Annotated in this window: 17 protein-coding genes; 11 read left to right on the top strand and 6 right to left on the bottom strand. The window is 73.2% G+C overall.

Annotation, left to right across the window (positions count from 1 at the left end):
* The coding region (locus tag ACWDX9_RS10530) for an ROK family protein (protein WP_449951501.1) at positions 1–561 on the top strand (561 nt) is incomplete at its 5' end.
* Here ACWDX9_RS10530 and ACWDX9_RS10525 read toward each other — a convergent pair.
* Complete coding sequence (locus ACWDX9_RS10525) at positions 558–1,082, bottom strand: TetR/AcrR family transcriptional regulator (protein WP_449951497.1); 525 nt, start codon at positions 1,080–1,082, stop codon at positions 558–560. The two genes, ACWDX9_RS10530 and ACWDX9_RS10525, sit on opposite strands and share 4 nt — an antisense overlap.
* Positions 1,083–1,176: 94 nt before the next feature.
* On the opposite strand from ACWDX9_RS10525, the gene ACWDX9_RS10520 reads away from it, so the two are divergent.
* Positions 1,177–3,393 carry an MMPL family transporter gene (locus ACWDX9_RS10520; RefSeq protein WP_449951494.1) on the top strand — a complete coding sequence of 739 codons (2,217 nt, stop codon included), beginning with the start codon at positions 1,177–1,179 and terminating at the stop codon, positions 3,391–3,393.
* Here the strand turns inward: ACWDX9_RS10520 and ACWDX9_RS10515 are convergent.
* Positions 3,390–3,722, bottom strand: a complete 333-nt coding sequence (locus tag ACWDX9_RS10515; protein WP_350724433.1) for a hypothetical protein — start codon at positions 3,720–3,722, stop codon at positions 3,390–3,392. The two genes, ACWDX9_RS10520 and ACWDX9_RS10515, sit on opposite strands and share 4 nt — an antisense overlap.
* 42 nt (positions 3,723–3,764) lie before the next feature.
* Positions 3,765–4,853 (bottom strand): alcohol dehydrogenase catalytic domain-containing protein, encoded by a 1,089-nt coding sequence (locus ACWDX9_RS10510; protein ID WP_449951491.1) that lies wholly within the window; start codon positions 4,851–4,853, stop codon positions 3,765–3,767.
* Between the two features lie 133 nt (positions 4,854–4,986).
* Here ACWDX9_RS10510 and ACWDX9_RS10505 point away from each other — a divergent pair, with 133 nt between their 5' ends.
* From ACWDX9_RS10505 to ACWDX9_RS10495, 3 genes are read left to right on the top strand one after another with little or no spacing between them, the layout of a single operon-like run.
* Positions 4,987–6,225, top strand: coding sequence for an ABC transporter substrate-binding protein (locus ACWDX9_RS10505; protein WP_449951488.1), 1,239 nt, complete (start codon positions 4,987–4,989; stop codon positions 6,223–6,225).
* Positions 6,222–8,822: an ABC transporter permease subunit gene (locus ACWDX9_RS10500; RefSeq protein ID WP_449951485.1), complete on the top strand. Its 2,601-nt coding sequence runs from the start codon at positions 6,222–6,224 to the stop codon at positions 8,820–8,822. The genes ACWDX9_RS10505 and ACWDX9_RS10500 overlap by 4 nt, the downstream gene beginning before the upstream one ends.
* 2 nt (positions 8,823–8,824) lie before the next feature.
* The gene (locus ACWDX9_RS10495) at positions 8,825–9,565 is read left to right on the top strand and encodes an ABC transporter ATP-binding protein (protein ID WP_449951483.1); all 741 of its coding nucleotides are present in this window, start codon (positions 8,825–8,827) and stop codon (positions 9,563–9,565) included.
* Here the strand turns inward: ACWDX9_RS10495 and ACWDX9_RS10490 are convergent.
* Complete coding sequence (locus ACWDX9_RS10490) at positions 9,557–10,279, bottom strand: dienelactone hydrolase family protein (protein WP_449951480.1); 723 nt, start codon at positions 10,277–10,279, stop codon at positions 9,557–9,559. The genes ACWDX9_RS10495 and ACWDX9_RS10490 overlap by 9 nt on opposite strands.
* Positions 10,280–10,376: 97 nt before the next feature.
* Here ACWDX9_RS10490 and ACWDX9_RS10485 point away from each other — a divergent pair, with 97 nt between their 5' ends.
* Entirely contained in the window at positions 10,377–11,177 is an 801-nt protein-coding gene (locus ACWDX9_RS10485) for a helix-turn-helix domain-containing protein (RefSeq protein WP_449951476.1), read from the top strand.
* Positions 11,178–11,187: 10 nt separating this feature from the next.
* Here the strand turns inward: ACWDX9_RS10485 and ACWDX9_RS10480 are convergent, their stop codons facing one another.
* Positions 11,188–12,069, bottom strand: coding sequence for a LysR family transcriptional regulator (locus ACWDX9_RS10480; protein WP_449951473.1), 882 nt, complete (start codon positions 12,067–12,069; stop codon positions 11,188–11,190).
* 73 nt (positions 12,070–12,142) lie between these two features.
* On the opposite strand from ACWDX9_RS10480, the gene ACWDX9_RS10475 reads away from it, so the two are divergent.
* Both ACWDX9_RS10475 and ACWDX9_RS10470 read left to right on the top strand, forming a co-directional pair.
* The gene (locus ACWDX9_RS10475; RefSeq protein WP_363984812.1) at positions 12,143–12,811 is read left to right on the top strand and encodes a type 1 glutamine amidotransferase domain-containing protein; all 669 of its coding nucleotides are present in this window, start codon (positions 12,143–12,145) and stop codon (positions 12,809–12,811) included.
* Between the two features lie 85 nt (positions 12,812–12,896).
* Positions 12,897–13,862, top strand: a complete 966-nt coding sequence (locus ACWDX9_RS10470) for an alpha/beta hydrolase (RefSeq protein ID WP_449951470.1) — start codon at positions 12,897–12,899, stop codon at positions 13,860–13,862.
* Here the strand turns inward: ACWDX9_RS10470 and ACWDX9_RS10465 are convergent.
* Positions 13,840–14,907 (bottom strand): helix-turn-helix domain-containing protein, encoded by a 1,068-nt coding sequence (locus ACWDX9_RS10465; protein ID WP_449951467.1) that lies wholly within the window; start codon positions 14,905–14,907, stop codon positions 13,840–13,842. The genes ACWDX9_RS10470 and ACWDX9_RS10465 overlap by 23 nt on opposite strands.
* A 62-nt stretch (positions 14,908–14,969) precedes the next feature.
* On the opposite strand from ACWDX9_RS10465, the gene ACWDX9_RS10460 reads away from it, so the two are divergent.
* From ACWDX9_RS10460 to ACWDX9_RS10450, 3 genes are read left to right on the top strand one after another with little or no spacing between them, the layout of a single operon-like run.
* Positions 14,970–16,073, top strand: a complete 1,104-nt coding sequence (locus ACWDX9_RS10460) for an acyl-CoA dehydrogenase family protein (RefSeq protein WP_449951465.1) — start codon at positions 14,970–14,972, stop codon at positions 16,071–16,073.
* Positions 16,070–17,158, top strand: a complete 1,089-nt coding sequence (locus ACWDX9_RS10455; protein WP_449951463.1) for an acyl-CoA dehydrogenase family protein — start codon at positions 16,070–16,072, stop codon at positions 17,156–17,158. Before ACWDX9_RS10460 ends, ACWDX9_RS10455 begins: the two co-directional genes overlap by 4 nt.
* Positions 17,155–17,976, top strand: a complete 822-nt coding sequence (locus ACWDX9_RS10450) for a TIGR03619 family F420-dependent LLM class oxidoreductase (protein WP_449895549.1) — start codon at positions 17,155–17,157, stop codon at positions 17,974–17,976. Before ACWDX9_RS10455 ends, ACWDX9_RS10450 begins: the two co-directional genes overlap by 4 nt.
* Positions 17,977–17,979 lie beyond the last annotated feature (3 nt).

Raw genomic sequence — 17,979 nt, 5'->3', positions numbered from 1 at the left:
GTCGAGGCCATCAGCAACGGCGTGCCCGCCTTCAGAAAGCCCAAGAGCAAGAACGCCGCCACCACGCTGCTGATGATGGGCCTGGTCGCGGCCTCCGACGTCGTGTACGTGCTCATCGGCCACCGGGCGGGCGCGGGCATCCTCATCGGCGGACGGCTGCACCCGGGGCGCAACGGCGCCGCCGGAGAGATCGGCACGCTGCGCCAGGTCGGCTGGGAGGACGCGGCCCGCGAGCTGGTCAAGGACGGCTCGGCGGCCGAGGTGTTCGAGGCGGCCCTGGCGGGCGACCGCGACGCGGCGCGGCGGGTCGACCGCTACGCCGAGAACCTCGCGATCGGCGCCTCGGCGCTCGCGCTGGCCATCGACCCCGACCTGCTGGTGCTGGGCGGCGGTCACTCGCAGGCCGGCGACGTGCTGCTCGAACCGCTCCGCCGGCACCTGGCCGAGCTGTGCGTGAGCGTGCCGGAGGTGGTGGCCTCCACGTTCGGGGACGAGGGTGTGGCGCTGGGCGCCGTACGCCTCGCGCTCGACCACGTCGAACGGGAGGTGCTGGGTCTCTAGAAAGCCCGGCAGGCCTCCAGCAGCACCTCGCGGACCTGCTCCTCCGGCAGGTCCATGGTCCTGACCGCGCCCCACTGCAGCGCGCCGAGCAGGGCCCAGCTCTTCAGCCTGGTCTCCGGGTCGGGGTCGTCGCCCACGAGCCTGCCGAAGATCTCGTCCCTGAACGTCCTGACCGTCGCGCGCTCCGACTCCGGCGCGCCGGGGTCCTCGGCGGCCAGGTCCTCCATGAACAGGCGGATTACCGAGCGGTAGCGCACCGCGAAGGTCACCAGCGCGTCGACGAACGCCTCCCTGTTCGGGAAGTCCGTTCCGAGCAGTGCCAGCATGTCGTCCCCCGCCGGGGCGAGTAACTCGGAGGCCAGGCGGTCCTTCGGGTGGAAGTGGTAGGCGACGGCGGTCTTGGTCAGGCCCACGGCCGCGGCGATGTCGGCCAGCGAGGTGCCCGCGTAACCGCGCTCGGCGAACAGCTCTCTGGCCGCGGCCAGGATCCGGGTCCGGGTGTCGTCGGGTGTGGTCATCATCTCATTTCCATGCGATGCATCCCCTCCGGATATTTCCTGCTTTATCGTAGTCCTGTACGACCGTACAGGACGGCCGTCGAGAGGGACTTGGGCGATGACGCGGTTTCTTGGGCGGCTGGGCGGCTGGTGCGCGCGGCACGGGCGGTTGGTGCTGGCGTTATGGGTGGTCGTGGCGGCCGCGCTGATGGGCGGGAGCCTCGTGCTCGGCAGCCCGGTCAGCAACGACGCGACGATTCCCGGCACCGACGCGCAGCGGGCGCACGACCTGATGAAGACCGGCTTCGGGCCGGGGTACGACACCGGCGGGACGGTGCAACTCGTCCTCTACTCCGCGGGCGGGCCGCTCGTCGAGAAGTCGCGCAAGAAGGCCGTCGAGGACGTCCTGGCGAGCCTGCGCACGATGCCGCACGTCGTCGGGGTGGACACCCCGTTCAGGCGCGGCGGCATCTCCGCCAGCCTGCAGATCGGGCTCATCGCCATCCGCATGCAGGGCCACGACGGCACCAAGGTCGCCGAGACCACGCGGGCGCTGTCGAAGGCGGCCGACCCGGCGCGGGACGCCGGGATCGAGGTGGTGGCGGCCGACAGCTCCACCCCCGCCGACAAGGACATCAAGACGGGGCCCAGCGAGATCATCGGCGTGGTGTGCGCGCTGCTGGTGCTGGTCTTCGCGTTCGGGACGCTCGCGGCCGCGCTGGTGCCGATCTTCACGGCCCTGGTCAGCGTCGCCACGGGGCTCGGCGTGATCGGGCTGCTCGGACACGTGGTGGACGTGCCCAAGCAGGCGGGCATCATGGCCACGATGATCGGGCTGGGCGTGGGCATCGACTACGCGCTGTTCCTGCTGTCCAGGCACCGGCGGCTGCTGGCCGACGGGGTGCCGGTGGTGGAGTCCGTACGGCGGACCGTGGCCAGTTCGGGCGGGGCCGTGGTGTTCGCGGGCGGCACGGTGATCATTGCGCTGAGCGCGCTCATGCTGGGCGGGTTCCCGCTGCTGGCGACGCTCGGCTGGATCACCGGCATCTCGGTCGTCACCGCCGTCCTGACCTCGGTCACCCTCGTCCCCGCCCTGCTCGGGGTGCTCGGCCATCGGATCAACGCGCTCAAGGTGCCGTTCCTGCGCGGCGGCGGTTCGTCCGGGTCCGGATGGGCCGGCCTGGGGTCCTGGGTGGCGCGCCGGCCGTGGCAGGTGCTGTTCGGCAGCGTGCTGGCGCTGGGCCTGCTGGCCGCGCCGGCGCTGGCCTTGAAGCTCGGGCCGCTCGACGACGGGTACGGCACCAAGGGCTCGGAGCCCAGGCGGGCCTACGAGCTGATGGCCGCCGGCTTCGGCGACGGGATCAACGGCCCGCTGCTCGTGGTCGCCGAACTGCCCGCCAAGGTGGCCGACCAGAAGGACCCGGTCGTCGACCAGCTCGCCCGCGAGGTCGGCGACGTCGACGGCGTCGCGCACGTGGCCACCCCGAAGGTCGACTCCTCGGGCCGCTCGGTCCTGCTCCAGGTCGTCACCGAGTACAAGCCCAGCGACCCGCGGGCGTCCGACGTGGTCAAGGGCATCAGGGCCATCTCGCAGCCCGGGGTGAGCGTGCACGTCGGCGGCAAGGTGGCGGCCATGACCGACGCGGGCACCCGGATGTCCGAACGCACCCCGCTGGTCATCGGCGTGGTGGTGCTGCTGAGCGCCCTGCTCCTGCTGTTCGCCTTCCGCGCGCCCGTCATCGCGGTGAAGGCCGCGGTGATGAACCTGATCTCGCTCGGCGCCGCCTTCGGCGCGCTCGCCCTGGTGTTCTCGATCGGCCTGGGCAGCCGCCTGGTGGGCATGGACGCCCCGGCCAGCTCCTCGTACCTGGAGACGGTCTTCTTCTCGGTGCCGATCGAGAGCTTCGTGCCGCTGATGCTGTTCGCGGTGCTGTTCGGGCTGTCGATGGACTACGAGGTGTTCCTGCTGACGGCGGTGCGGCAGGCGTACCTGCGGCACGGGGACAACGCGCGGGCGGTGGCGGAGGGGCTCGGCTCGACGGGCCGGGTCATCACGTCGGCAGCGTTGATCATGGTGGCCGTGTTCGTGGCGTTCATCGCGTACCCGGACCCGATGGTGAAGACGTTCGGGGTGGGGCTGGCGGTGGCCATCGCGGTGGACGCCACGATCATCAGGGGGTTCCTGGTGCCGGCGACGATGGTCCTGCTCGGGCGGCTCAACTGGTGGTGCCCGCGCTGGCTGGACCGCCTCCTGCCCAACCTCTCGGTGGAGGGTCACGAGGAGGAGCGGCCCGCGCCCGACGAGCGGCCCGAGCCGGTCACGCTGGGGGTCTAGTCGGCGTCGGCGAGGTTGCAGGCGGGGACCCAGCCGACGATGCCGGTGGCCGTGTTGCGGCCGTGGTGCCACAGGATGCTGTCGAAGTAGTCGTCGCACTGGAAGAAGCCGTGCTCCTCCGACCGGTCCGACTCGAAGCCCTGGCCCGGGTAGCCGAAGCCGACGAGGACGGCGTCCCTTCGCGGGTCGCTCCAGATGACCACGCCCTCGGTGCCGAAGTCGTACACGCCCTTGGCGCCGGCGGGCTCCGGGCCGGTCATGGCCAGGGCCGTCAGAACCGTGGCCATGGCGGCCCGCCGGACGCGCACCCTGAGTCTTCTCTCCGTCATGACACACAGGGTAAGAGTGCGGTGACGCCGGGTGTTCGTATTTCAGAAGGTGATGACGGTACGCGCCACCGAGCCCTCCCGTACGTGGGCCACGGCGTCGTTGATCCGGTCGAGCGGCAGGCGTTCGGAGATGAGGCCGTCGAGGTCGAGGCGGCCCCGCAGGTACTGCTCGGCCAGCATGGGCAGGTCGCGGTGGGGCGCGGCGTCGCCGCCCTGGGTGCCCATGAGGCGGCGGGAGGCGAACAGCAGGCCGGGGTCCACCTCCACGGCCCGGCCCTGGGGCGGGCTGCCGACCATGACCGTGGTGCCGCCGGACCGGGTCGAGGCGAAGGCCTTGGACAGGACGCCGGGTGCGCCCGTCGCGTCGAAGGCGTAGTCGACGCCGCCCTTCACCAGCTCGTCCACCTGCCGTGGCAGGTCGTCGGCCACGAGCGTGTGGGTGGCGCCGAAGCGCTCGGCCAGCTTGAGCTTCTGCTCGGCCACGTCGGCGGCGATGATCGTGGTGGCGCCCGCGAGCACCGCGCCCTGGATGACGTTGAGGCCGACGCCGCCGCAGCCGACGACGAGGACGCCCGCGCCGGGCGGGACCTCGGCGACGTTCATGACCGCGCCGACGCCGGTGACGACCCCGCAGGCCAGCAGGCACATGGCATCCAGGGGCGCGTTTTCCGCGATTTTCACGCACATGGCCTCGGCGACGACCGCGTACTCGGCGAACGAGCCGATGCCGATGAACCGGCGCGTCTCCTGCCCGTCCAGGGTGATCCTGGGCGCGCCACCCATGATCGTCTGCAGCCTGGCGGGGCCCGAGCACAGGTGGAACCGGCCCGCCCCGCAGTGGCGGCACCGCCCGCATGGGCCGTTCATCGAGATGATGACGTGGTCGCCGGGCCGGACGCCGGTGACGCCCGCGCCGACGCTCTCCACCACTCCGGCGCTCTCGTGCCCGAGGATGAACGGCAGTTTGCCGACCACCGGGCTCTTGCCGTCGATGGCCTTGAGGTCGGAGCCGCACACGCCTGACGCCTTGATCCGCACGCGGACCTCGCCCGGCCCCGGGTCGGCGATCTCCACCTCGCGGATCTCCATGGGGGAGTGGAAGCCGGTCAGGACGGCCGCGCGCATCAGCATGCGCCACACGGTAACCCGGTCTCGCGATTGCGAGCAAGCGGTTGCTCGGTAGCCCCCGTTGACACCCTTCCCGGGCGAATTTACGCTCGGCAGAAAACCAAGCGAGCGCTAGGCCAAATCGCGGGAGGCCAGGATGGTACGGCGGGTCGCGGCGGCACTCACGGTAACAACGCTGCTCGTCTCCGGGTGCGCGGCCCAGCAGAAGAGCCCGGTCGGCTCGGCGGCGCCGGGCGTGACCGACACGACGGTCAAGGTCGGCGGCGTGCTGACCAAGACGAGCGCCAGCGGCTACTCGACCAAGGACGCCGAGATCGGGGCGAAGGCCAGGTTCGAGCGGGCCAACGCCGAGGGCGGCGTGAACGGGCGGGAGATCGAGTTCATCGGGGCGGAGGACGACGGCCAGGACGCGGCCAAGGGCGACGCGGCCGCCAAGAAGCTCGTGCAGAAGGACCAGGTCTTCGCCCTCGTCCCCGTGCACGCCCCGAACTTCGGCGGCGCCGCCTTCCTCGAGCAGCAGGGCGTGCCCTGGTTCGGCTGGGCGACCGGCCCGCAGTGGTGCGGCACGAAGACCGGCTTCGGCTACAACGGCTGCCTGGCGCCCAAGCAGGGGGCGGGCTCCCAGACGTGGTGGGGCCGGCAGCTGGCCGACCTGCTCGGCGGCGCCGAGGGCAAGAGCGTGTACGTCCAGACCTCCGACTCCAGCGGCAGCAAGTACGGCGGCACCACCATCTCCCAGTCGTTCACCGCCGCCGGATTCAAGCTGGTCGGCGTGAACTCCGGCCTCCCGGCCGCCGCGCCACCCCCTGACTGGCTCCCGTACGTCAACAAGATCATGACCTCGAACGGCGGCAAGGCCCCCGACGTCGTGGTCTCCGTGATCGCGGGCACCAAGTTCAACGTCGGCCTCTACTCGGCGCTCAAGCGGGCCGGCTACACGGGCGTGCTCACCGACGCGACCAGCTACGACGCCGCCATCCTCAAGGACCAGGCCAGCGCGCAGGCCCTGGAGGGCGTGATCGCGGCGCCGATGTTCGAGCCGTTCGAGTCCACCGCCCCCGAGATCGCCCGGTTCAAGCAGGACGTCGAGAAGGTCGCGCCGGGCGCCGTGCCCACGCAGCACATGGCGATCGGCTACTGGGCCGCCGACATCTTCCTCGACATGCTCGGCAAGACCGGCAAGGACCTCACCCGCGAGAAGTTCCTGGCCGTCGGCAACGGCGACTACCTCTACGAGAACGCCGGGTTCGGCAGGATCCAGTACCCCAAGGACCACAGCGAGCCGAACGGCTGCGGCGCGCTGGTCAAGCTGGAGAAAGGCGCCTTCCAGGTGGCCAAGAGCATGAAGTGCTTCGACAACGTGCCGCTCAAATGATCCTGGGATACGTGCTCAGCGGCCTGGTCACCGGGGCGATCTTCGCGGTCATGGGGTCGGGCCTGACGCTGTCGTACGCGGCGACCGGGGTGTTCAACTTCGCCCACGGGGCCGTCGGATTCCTGTCCGCCCTGCTGTTCTACGAGCTCAACCAGGCGGCCGGGCTGCCCGCGTGGCTGTCGGCCCTGGTGTCGGTGGCGCTGTTCGCGCCCGCGCTCGGATACGTGCTGCACAGGACCATGTTCGGCGGGCTCGCGCAGGCGGGCGAGACCGCGCAGATCGTCGCCACCATCGGCCTGACGATCGCGCTGCCCGCGCTGGGCCTGCTGGTCGTGGACCTGGCCGGGCTGCCGAGCGCGGACGCGACCTCGCTGCCGCGCGGCGTCGGCCCGCATCCGGCGCTCTCCTTCGAGGTGCTCGGGGCCCGGCTGGACACCGACCAGCTCATCACGTTCGGCTTCTCGGCGGTGGCGGCGGCCGGGCTGTGGGCGTTCATGCGGCACTCCCCGTACGGGCTGCGCATGCGGGCCGCCGTGGACCGGCGCCGCCTGGCCACGCTCCGGGGCATCGACGCGGACGCCACCTCGGCGCTGGCCTGGATGCTCGGCTCGGGACTCGCCGGGCTCGCCGGGGTGCTGGCCGTGTCCGTGCTGGGGCTGGACGCGACGGCGTACACGGTGCTGCTGTTCGCCTCGGCGACGGCGGCGGTGTTCGGGCGGCTGCGCTCGATCCCGTGGACGTTCGCGGCCGGGCTCGCGCTCGGCGTGGTCCAGAACCTGGTCGCCGGATACACCGACTTCCTCGAAGAGGTCACCGGGCTGCGCACGGCCGTGCCGGTGATCCTGCTGTTCGCCGGGCTCGTCCTGCTGAACAGGTCGCGCGAGCGGGTCGCGGGCAGCGCGGCCGAGGACGCGCCCCCGCCCGACCACCTGGCGGGGCTGCCGCCGTGGCGGCGCAGGATGCCGTGGGCGCTCGCCCTGGCCGCGCTGCTCGCGTTCACCTTCCTCGCGTCCGAGTACTACGTGGGCGTGGCCGCGCAGGGGCTGGTGCTGGCGCTGATCTTCTGCTCGTTCGTGGTGGTGACCGGCATCGGCGGCATGGTCAACCTGGCCCAGGCCGCCTTCGCCTCGATGGCGGCGCTGACCTGCGGATGGGCGTTCTCGTCCGGGCTGCCGTTCTTCGTGGCGATCCTGCTCGGCGTGCTGGCGGCCGCCGCCGTGGGGATGCTGGTGGCGCTGCCCGCGCTGCGGCTGGGCGGGCGGGTGCTGACGCTGGCCACGCTGGCCATGGCGCTGCTGGCCGACCAGGTGCTGTTCCAGGTGGACGCGTTCAGCAACGGGACCATCGGGTGGCCGGTGCCCGCGCTGGGGCTCGGCTTCGCGGACACCTCGGATCCCCGGGTGCGGGTGGTGGTGCTGCTCGTGCTGATCGGGGCGGTCGCCCTGCTCGTACGGAACCTCGAAAGGTCGGCCTCCGGGCGGGCGATCCTCGCGGTCAGGTCGGCCCCCGCCGCCGCGACGACGTCCGGGCTGTCGGCGCCCCGTACCAAGATCATGCTGTTCGCGCTGGCGTCGGCGATCGCCGGGCTGGGCGGGGTGCTGTTCGCCGTCTCCAAGGGCTCGATCACCGCCACCGACCTGCCGGCGTTCTCCGGGTTCGTGTGGCTGGCCGTGGTGGTGCTCCAGGGAGTGCGCCGCGTCGGCGGCGCGGTGCTGGGCGGCCTGATCGCGGTGGCCGTGCCCGAACTGCTCGCCACCTGGGGCGTGTCCGCGCACGTCGGGGCCATCCTGTTCGGGGCCGGCGGGGTGATCCTGGCCAAGCACCCCGACGGGGTGCTCACCCAGCTCGCCGAGCTCCGCCACCGCCGCCGCACCCCGGCGGAGCCGGTCCCGGTGCCGCCGCCGGTCCAGGTGGACGGGCCGCTGTTCAGGCTGGAGGGCGTCGTCGCCGGTTACGCGGACAGCACGGTGCTGCGCGGCGTGGACCTGGCCGTCCGGCCCGGCGAGGTGGTCGCGCTGCTCGGCGCCAACGGGGCGGGCAAGTCCACGGCCTGCGCGGTGGCCGCCGGCGACCTGGCCGTCACCAGCGGCCGGATCCTGCTCGACGGCGAGGACGTCACCGCCTGGCCCGCGCACCGCAGGGCCCGCGCGGGCATCCTGCTCGCGCCCGAGGGCCGGGGCGTGTTCCCCGGGCTCACGGTGGAGGAGAACCTGCGGACCTGGCTGCCCGACCCGGGCCCCGTCTACGAGCGCCTGCCGCAGCTCGCCGAGCGCCGTACCGTGCTCGCCGGCGCCCTGTCCGGCGGCGAGCAGCAGCTGCTCACGCTCGCGCCCGCGCTGGTGCGGCCGCCACGGGTGCTCATCGCCGACGAGCCGTCACTGGGGCTGGCGCCGATGATGGTGCGGCAGGTGTTCGACGTGTTCGCCGAGCTGCGTTCTCGTGGGGTGGCGCTGCTGCTGGTCGAGGAGAAGGCCACGGAGGCGCTGGCACTCGCCGACCGGGTGGCGTTCATGCGGCTGGGGCGCGTCACGTGGGCAGGGCCGCGCTCGGAAGTGGACAGCGAGCGGCTGACCGCCGCCTACCTGGGGGTGCGGTGAGCATGCTGGCCGTGGAGGGCGTGTCGGTGGCGTTCGGCGGGGTCAGGGCGCTGGACCAGGTGTCGTTCGAGGTCGCGGCGGGTCAGGTGTGCGGCGTGATCGGGCCGAACGGGGCCGGGAAGACGACGCTGTTCGACGTGGTGTCGGGGCTGCGCCGGCCGAGCGAGGGCCGGGTCAGCGTGGCGGGCCGGGACCTGACCGGGGTGTCCCCGGTCAGGCGGGCCAGGGCCGGGGTGCGGCGCACGTTCCAGCGGACCCAGGTCTTCGGCCGGCTCACCGTGGCCGGCAACGTGCTGGCCGCGCTCGACTGGCACGGCGGCGGTGGCGGGCTCGCCGCCGACCTGGTCGGCTGGCCCGCCCGCCGGCGGCTGGAGCGGGAACGCGGCGAGCGCGTGGCCGAGGTGCTGGAGCTGTGCGGGCTCACCCCGCTGCGCGACGCGTACGCCGCCGCGCTCCCCGTCGGGCAGCGCCGGCTCGTCGAGCTGGCCAGGGCCCTGGCCGACCGGCCCCGCCTCCTGCTGCTGGACGAGCCCACCTCCGGCCTGGACGCCTCCCAGACCGCACGCCTGGGAGAGGTCGTCAAGGCCCTGGACACGACCGTGCTGCTGGTCGAGCACGACATGGGCTTCGTCATGGACACCTGCGACCGGATCGTCGTGCTGGACCTCGGCAAGGTGATCGCCGCCGGCGCGCCGGGCGAGATCCGGGAGGATCCGGCCGTCAGGGCCGCCTACCTAGGCTGAGTGGCGCTCGGTGAACGACAGGATGCGGCGCCAGGAGTCCTGGCACGCCTCCTCCCACTCGGCGTACGTGCGGTCGAAGTACGAGTGCGGCGCGCCCTCGTAGACGACCTTCTCGTGCTCCGTGCCCACCCGGTCGAGGGCCGCCTCGAACGTCTCGAACTGCTCGGGCGTGGTCGCCGTGTCCGCGCCCGCGAGCAGCATCAGGAGGGGCGCGCCGGGCCCGGTCGCCGGCTCCTCGATGGCGCGCAGCGCGCCGTAGAAGCCGATGCCGCCCGCCAGGCCGTTCCCCTCGTACGCCTGCCGCCACGAGTGGGCGCCGCCCATGCAGAAGCCGACCGTGAACACCGGGCCGTCGAGCTGCTCGGTGGCCGCCCTGGCGTCGGCCCTGACGTGCTCGGCCTTGAGCTGCCCGACGTGCTTCATGAAGTCGAAGTCGTCGTCCCGCTCGCCGAGACCCGCCGTGCGGCCGAAGTAGTCGATCGCGATCGTACGGAAGCCCGCCTCGGCGAAGCGCACCGCGAGGTCACGGTAGTACGGGTGCAGCCCGCGCACGTCGGGCAGAATCACCACGCTGCGGCCGTTCGGCTCGGCGGGCTCGGCCCGGTAGGCGAGCAGCCGGTTGCCGTCGGCGGCCGTCAGCTCTATCTGCTCGTGCGAGGCCACCTCGCCCTGGATCGGCGGTGCGGGCGGCCTGCTGTCGGTGGAATGGCACATGAGGTCAGCATGCCCGCCGCGATTCCGGCTATCCAGGTACTCGGAGTGGCAGGTTCGGCATGTCCCGGCAGGGCTCTCCACGGGCAGACTTGTACCCATGAACCGGGAACTCGGGGCATTTCTCCAGGCCCGCAGGAACGAGGTCACGCCCGAGGACGTGGGCCTGGCGAGCGGGCCGCGCAGGCGGGTGCGCGGGCTGCGCCGCGAGGAGCTGGCCGAGCTGGCGGGCATCAGCGTCGAATACCTCGTACGCCTCGAACAGGGGCGGACCGCCCAGCCGTCCGCGTCCGTGATGGAGTCGCTGGCCAGGGCGCTGGACCTGAGCGAGGCCGAGCGGACGCACCTGTTCGACCTGGCCGCGCCGCGTCCCCGCAGGCCGCGGCCGTCCGGCGGGGTGCGGCGGGAGCTGGTGGAGCTCATCGACCGCATGACGGACATCCCGGCCATGATCTTCGACCACCGCCTCGACCTGCTCGCCTGGAACCGGCTGGCCGACGCGCTCTTCCCCGGCCTCTGCCGTCCCGGCGCCAACCTGGCCAGGTACAACTTCCTCACCGAGCCCGACCTGTACGCCGACCGCGAGGAGGTGCTCCGGGCCACGGTAGGGCAGCTCCGCCTCGCCACCGGCCGCCACGCCGACGACCCGGCCCTTACCGCCCTGATCGGCGAGCTGTCGGTGCACAGCCACCGGTTCCGCACCCTCTGGGCCGGGCGCGTCGTCAAGGAGCGCACGAACGGGGTCAAACGGTTCACGCATCCGGTGGTGGGTGAGCTGGCGCTGCGGTACGAGACGTTCGACCTGCCGGGCGGGTCGGGGCAGCGGGTGAGCCTGCTCCACCCCGAGCCGGGCGGCGCCAACGAGGAGTCGCTGCGGCTGCTGGCCTCGTGGTCCGCCTAATAGGGTCCGCTTAGTAGGTGGGGGAGGCGCGGAATGCCTCGATGAGGTGCGCGCGTACCCTGGCCACCGCGGGTTTGGCCAGCGCGCCCGAGCGGACGGCCAGGTAGCCGGTGTTGATCGGGGCCTCGTCGGGTTCGGCGAGCGTGACGAGCGTGCCTGCCGCCAGGTCGCGGCGGCACAGGTAGGCGGGCAGCACGGAGACGCCCATCCCGGCCCGGACGGCGCTGAGCACGCCGCGCAGGTCGGGGATGACGACCTGCGCCGCCATCGCGGGCCGCCTGCCGAACACGGAGCGCCAGTAGCGGCGCACGATGGGCAGGTCCTCGGCGTACGCCACCAGCGGCACCGCCGCCAGCTCCCTCGGCCCCACTCCGGCGAGCCCCAGGGACGGGGCGGCGACCAGCAGGAACTCCTCGTCGTAGAGGGGGTCCGCCTGGACGCCGCGCACCCGGGGCCGGATCGTGGAGATCACCAGGTCCAGGCGCCCGGCCGCGAGGTCCGCCAGGAGGTCGTCGGACAGCCCGAGCGTCGTGCGGAGCCGCAGCCCGGAGCGCACCAGCGGGGCGAGCATCGGCATCACCTCCTCGCACAGGAACTCGGCGGGCCCGCCCAGGTGCACGGCCGCGTCCGAGGGCAGCTCCGACTCCACCACCCCGTCCAGGGCGTCCAGCGAGGGGGCCACCCGGCGGGCCAGCTCGTCGGCGGCCGGCGTGGGCGCCACCCCGCGCGGCAGCCGGTCGAACAGCGGCCGGTCCAGCACCGACTCCAGCGTCTTGACCTGCGCCGTCACGGCCGGCTGCGACAGGCCGAGGGTCTGCGCGGCGGCCGTGATGGAGCCGGTCCTGTGCACCGCGAGGAACGTCCGCAGCAGGTCGAGCGAGATTGGCGACATATCACTATTCTGATACCTACGGCGCTATTTCGTTATTTGTTACTTATGGCGGGACGGGGCGACGATGTGAGACATGAACAAGCGCATTCTCATCGCCCTGACCAGCCATGACGACCTCGGCGGCGTCGAGCGGACCGGATACTACGTGCCCGAGGCGGCCCACCCCTGGGAGATCTTCCGCAAGGCCGGCTACGAGGTGGACGTCGCCAGCGTGCGGGGCGGGCAGCCGCCCCAGGACGGGTTCGACGCCGCCGACCAGACCCAGGTGGCCTTCCTCGCCGCGATCGGGGAGCGCGACACCGACCGCCTCGCGGACGTCGACGCCTCCCGTTACGACGCCGTGCTCTACGCCGGAGGCCACGGCACCATGTGGGACTTCCCCGACGACCCGGACGTCATCCGCGTCGGGCGCGAGGTGTACGAGCGGGGCGGCGTGGTCGCGGCGGTCTGCCACGGCCCGTCCGCGCTGGTGAACCTGACCCTCTCCGACGGCTCGTACCTGGTGGCGGGCAAGCGGGTGGCGGCCTTCACCAACGAGGAGGAGCGGCTGCGCGGCGTGGCCGACGTGGTGCCGTTCCTGCTGGCTGACAAACTGGTGGAGCGTGGCGCCGAGCACGAGCCGGGCGCCAACTGGCAGGCTCAGGTCGTCGTGGACGGCAGGCTCGCCACCGGCCAGAACCCGGCCAGCGCCGCGCCCCTCGCGGAGCGCGTCCTCGACGTCCTCGCCGAACGGCGGGACTGAGGAGCGGAATCGCCGCCGGATGGCGGTTGTCTGCCACGGCGCGGGCTCTGACCATCGAGGAGTGGCCCCATAGAAGGGATATCAGATGGCATTTCACCCCAACCTCGACCCAGAGATTCGCGCCTTTCTCGAGCAGACTCCGCTCCCGACGTTCGACATGGCGAACCTGACGCCCGAGGAACTGCCCGGGCACCGTGCGCAGATCAACGCGTTCCTCGCCGCCGCGACGTCGGCCGACAGCGACGTGGTGATCGAGGACCGGCACGTGCCGGGGCCCGACGGCGCTCCCGACGTGCGGGTACGGATCTACCGCCCCGCGGGCGGCGGTGAGGGGCGGCCGGGTCTGTACTGGATCCACGGCGGAGGGATGATCATCGGCACGCCCGAGATCGACGAGGCGATGATGATCGGCTACGTCGAGGAGCTCGGGTGCGTGGCGGTCTCCGTCGACTACCGGCTGGCGCCCGAGAACCCCCATCCCGCGCCGGTCGAGGACTGCTACGCCGGGCTGGTGTGGACCGCCAAGGCGGCGGGCGAATTGGGCATCGACCCGGCCAGGATCGCGGTCGGCGGCGCCAGCGCGGGCGGCGGGCTCGCCGCCGCCACCGTGCTGCTGGCCCGCGATCGGGGCGGCCCCGACGTGGCGTTCCAGCTGCTGGTCTGCCCGATGCTGGACGACCGCAACATCACCCCGTCCAGCCACGAGTTCACCGAGGCGGTGGTCTGGGACCGGAGCGCGAACCTCTTCGGCTGGACCGCCCTGCTGGGCGACCGGATCGGCACCGACGACGTGCCCCCGTACGCGGCTCCCGCCCGGGCCACGGATCTGGCCGGGCTGCCGCCGACGTTCATCGACGTCGGTGAGCTGGAGGTGTTCAGGGACGAGGACGTCGACTACGCGCTGCGGCTGTCGCAGGCGGGCGTGTCCACCGAGCTCCACCTCTATCCGGGGGCCTTCCACGGGTTCGACGGGATGGTCCCGGACGCCGAGCTGTCCAAGCGGGCGCGGGCGGCCCGGCTGGCGGCGCTCAGGCGGGCGTTCGCGGTCTGAGGTTGGCGCGCAGTCGTACCAGGGCGAGGGCCAGGTGGGCGCGCAGGCGGCCGGCCGCGTCGGCGAGCGAGAAGCCCAGCACGGACTCGGCCCTGGCGATGCGCGCGGCCATCGAGCTGTGGTGCAGGTGCACGGTGGCGGCCGCGCCGCGGACCGAGCCCGCCAGGCACAGCGCCCGCACCGCCGCCAGGGACTCCTCGCCGAGCCGCTCCATCGCCCGGACGTCGGCCAGCCCCGCGACCGCCGGCTCCGGCAGGTCGGCGAACAGCGCCAGCGCCCCCAGCTCGGACCAGCGCATCACGCGGTCGTGCGGGCCGGTGAAGCGGAGCGCGGTCCGCGCGCCGGCCCACGACTCGGCCGCCCGCGCGCCCGGCAGTTCGGGCCCGATGCCCACCCGCGACCCCTCCGGAAGGTCGCGGGGCAGGGTGGTCGCCACCAGGACCGCCTCCGTGTCGCCGATCCTGGTGGTGCGCACCTGGTGGCCCATGGCGCGCAGGCCGGCGGCGAGATCCCGGTCCGGCCCCCGGTCCGGCCCCCGGTTCGGCAGGGCGATCGCCAGGGCCTGGAGCGGGGTGGAGGGGGCGAAGCCGAGCAGGCGCAGGGCCCGGGCGCGTTCGGCCTCGCCGGTCTCGGCCGACAGCACCAGCTCCACCAGCGCGGGGTCCTGCCCCGACCGCGCCAGCGCGGCCGCGCGTTCCAGGGTGACCTCGGCCGCCACCGCGTACCGTTCGAGGACGATCTCGTCGAGCCCGTGCGCCGGCCCCTCGCGCTCCATCCAGACCGCCCCGAGCCCGTCGCTCAGCTCCCTGACGTGGGCCGGGGCCTCGGCGGGCGTGTCCACGGCGCCACGGGGCGACGTGCGGGTGCGGCGGCCGGTGGCCGCGTCGAGCAGCCCGACCGGGCATTGCGCCAGCCGCGCCGTGGCCGAGAGCAGCGTGGGCACGCTCACGTGGTCGCGAAGCAGCGAGTCGAAGTAGGCGATCACCCGCACCGCGCTCTCCGCGTCGGCGTCGAGCGTGGACAGCTTCAGCAGCAGTCCCTGCATGGCCAACAGACTATGTCCGTAAACCGCTGTTCGGGCTACCAAGCGTGCGCTAGGTTGGTTGTGTGGATCTCGACTTCTCCCCGGCCGAGCAGGGCTTCCGCGCCGAGGTTCGCGACTGGCTGCGCGCGCACGTGCCGGGACCGCTGCCGTCCATGGACACCCCCGAGGGCTTCGCCGCGCACCGCGCCTGGGAGGCGCTGCTGGCGGACGCGCGGCTGTCCGTCGTCTCCTGGCCCGAGGAGTACGGCGGGCGCGGCGCCTCCCTGATCGAGTGGCTGATCTTCGAGGAGGAGTACTGGGCCGCCGGAGCCCCCGCCAGGGTCACCCAGAACGGCATCTTCCTGCTGGGCCCCTCGCTGATGCGCTTCGGCGCGCCCGAGCAGCGCAGACGGTGGCTGCCGAGGATGGCCAGAGGCGACGACGTGTGGGCGCAGGCCTGGTCGGAGCCGGAGGCGGGCAGCGACCTGGCCGCTCTCACCTCCCGCGCCGAGCCCGTGCCCGGCGGCTGGCGCCTGTACGGGCACAAGACGTGGAGCTCGCGGGCCGCCTACGCCACGCACGGGTTCGGCCTGTTCCGCACGTCGGGGACACGGCACAAGGGGCTGACGTACTTCCTCTTCCCCCTCTCCGACGTCGCAGTGCGGCCGATCGCGCAGCTCGACGGGCTGCCGGGGTTCGCGGAGCTGCACTTCGACGGGGTGTTCACGCCCGATTCGATGGTGCTCGGCGAGGTCGGCGAGGGCTGGCGGGTCGCGATGGCCACCACGTCCTCCGAACGCGGCCTCACCCTGCGCAGCCCCGGCCGCTTCCTGGCCACGGCCGACCGGCTGGTCGCGCTGGCCCGCTCCTCGGGCGACCCCGTGGCGGCCGACCGGGCCGCCAGGTGCTGGACCGAGGCGGAGGCGTACCGGCTGCACACGTTCGCGACGGCGCGGCGGCTCATGGCGGGGGAGGAGATCGGGTCCGCGGCCAGCATGGGGAAGGTGTTCTGGTCCGAGCTGGACCTGCGCATGCACGCCCTGGCCATGGAGCTGCTGGGGGACCGGGCGGGGGAGGAGGGCTGGCTGGACGGGTTCCTGTTCTCGCTGGCCGGGCCCATCTACGCGGGCACGAACGAGATCCAGCGCAACATCATCGCCGAACGGGTCCTGGGGCTGCCACGATGAACTTCGGATTCACGGACGAGCAGCTCGCGCTGGCCGCCACTGTGCGGGACGTGCTGCGGGCGCACTGCCCACCGGCCGCGCTGCGGTCCGAGCGGCGGCCGGCCTGGGAGCAGCTGGCCGCGCTGGGGTTCTTCGGCCTGCTGGCGCCTCCTGAGTCGGACGGGCTGGGGCTCGGGCTGGCCGACGTCCTGCCCGCGCTGGAGGAGACCGGGCGGGCGTGCCTTCCTGGGCCGGTCGTCGAGACCGCCGTAGTGGCGCCGTACCTGCTGCCGGACAACCCCAAGCCGGCCTCCGGCGCGCTGTGCGTCGCCGTGCTGCCGCCGGGGCAGGCGTACGCGCCGGACGCCGACCTGGCCGACCTGCTGCTGGTGGCGCGGGACGGCGGGTGGCGCCTGGTCGCCAGGGAGTCCGTACGCCTGGTGCCCAGGACCGGGGTGGACCCGTGCCGTCCCGTGTTCGAGGTGGCCTTCGACGAGTCCGAGGAGCTGGGCGGCCCGGTCGCGCCGGTGCTGCGGCGGGCCGCGGTGGCGACGGCGGCGCAGCTCATCGGGGTCGCCAGGGAGCTGCTCGCGGTCACCGTCGCCTACGCGCGGGTCCGGACCCAGTTCGGCGCGGCGATCGGGTCGTTCCAGGCGGTCAAGCACCAGCTCGCGGACGCGGCCGTGGCGGTGGAGTTCGCCGCGCCGCTGGTGCACCATGCGGCCCTGTCGGTGGATCGGGCGGCCGAGAGCGTGGACGGGGCTGGTGGGACCGTGGACGGGGCTGGTGGGACCGTGGATCGGGCCGACGGGACCGTGGACGGGGCCGTCGGGGCCGCCGACCGGGATGCCGGGACCGTGGATCGGGCCGTCGGGAGCGCCGACCGGGATGTGAGCGCCGCCAAGGCCGCCGCCGGTGAGGCCGCCGTGCTGGCGGCCCGGGTGGCGTTGCAGGTGCACGGCGCGATCGGTTACACCGAGGAGCTGGACCTGCGGTTCTGGCTCGCGCGGGCCTGGTCGCTGTCGGCCGCGTACGGCACCACGGCGGCGCACCGGGAACGCGTCCGAACCGCCCTCCTGGGCGGCGACCTGCGGAGGTGGCCATGAAGTTCGGGGTGCCGCTCGGACTGGTGCATCCGGACGCGTGGAAGGACGTGGCGGTGGCGGCGGACGAGCTGGGGTTCGAGTCGGTGTGGCTGCCCGAGCACCTCGTCTTCGCCACCGACCTGTCGCTCGCCCACTACCCGGGCACGTCCGACCCGGGGATCAAGCCCGGCACGCCGCTGTTCGACGCGCCCGCGTACCTGTGCTGGCTCGCCGCCTTGACCTCCCGCGTCAGGCTCGGCACGGCGGTGCAACTCCTCGCGCTGCGCCACCCCTTCGTGTCCGCCCGCGCGTTCGCCACCCTGGACGTGGTCTCGTCGGGACGGGCGATCTGCGGGGTCGGCGCCGGCTGGTACCGGGGCGAGTGGGAGGCGGCCGGCGTCGAGTTCCGCACCCGGGGAGCCCGGCTGGACGAGGCGATCGAGGTGGTCAGGCGGCTCTGGAGCGAGCCGGTGGTCACCCATTCCGGGAGGTTCTACTCGTTCCCCGAGGTCGCGTTCGAGCCCAAGCCGGTGCAGCGGCGGCTGCCGGTGCTCGCGGGCGGGGAGTCGGCCGCCGCGCTGCGCCGGGCCGCCCGGCTCTGCGACGGGTGGATCAGCATGCCGCACACCCTCGAGTCCATCAAGCCGCAGCTCGACCGGCTGGGGGCGGGGGTGCCGGTGACCGCGCACGCGTACGCGCTGGCCTCGCCCGACGAGGTGCCCGCCTGGGCGGCGCTGGGTGTGGAGCGGCTGATCGTACGGCCCTGGAGCCGCAGCCGGGACGCGGTGTCCCGGCTGGCCGCCTTCGCCGCCGACTACGGCGTGGGGGCCGCCCCGTGAGGG

The sequence above is a fragment of the Nonomuraea sp. NPDC003201 genome (assembly GCF_053590415.1).
Note: the sequence above shows the minus strand (reverse complement) of the source record. Positions and strands in the feature narration are given on the sequence as shown.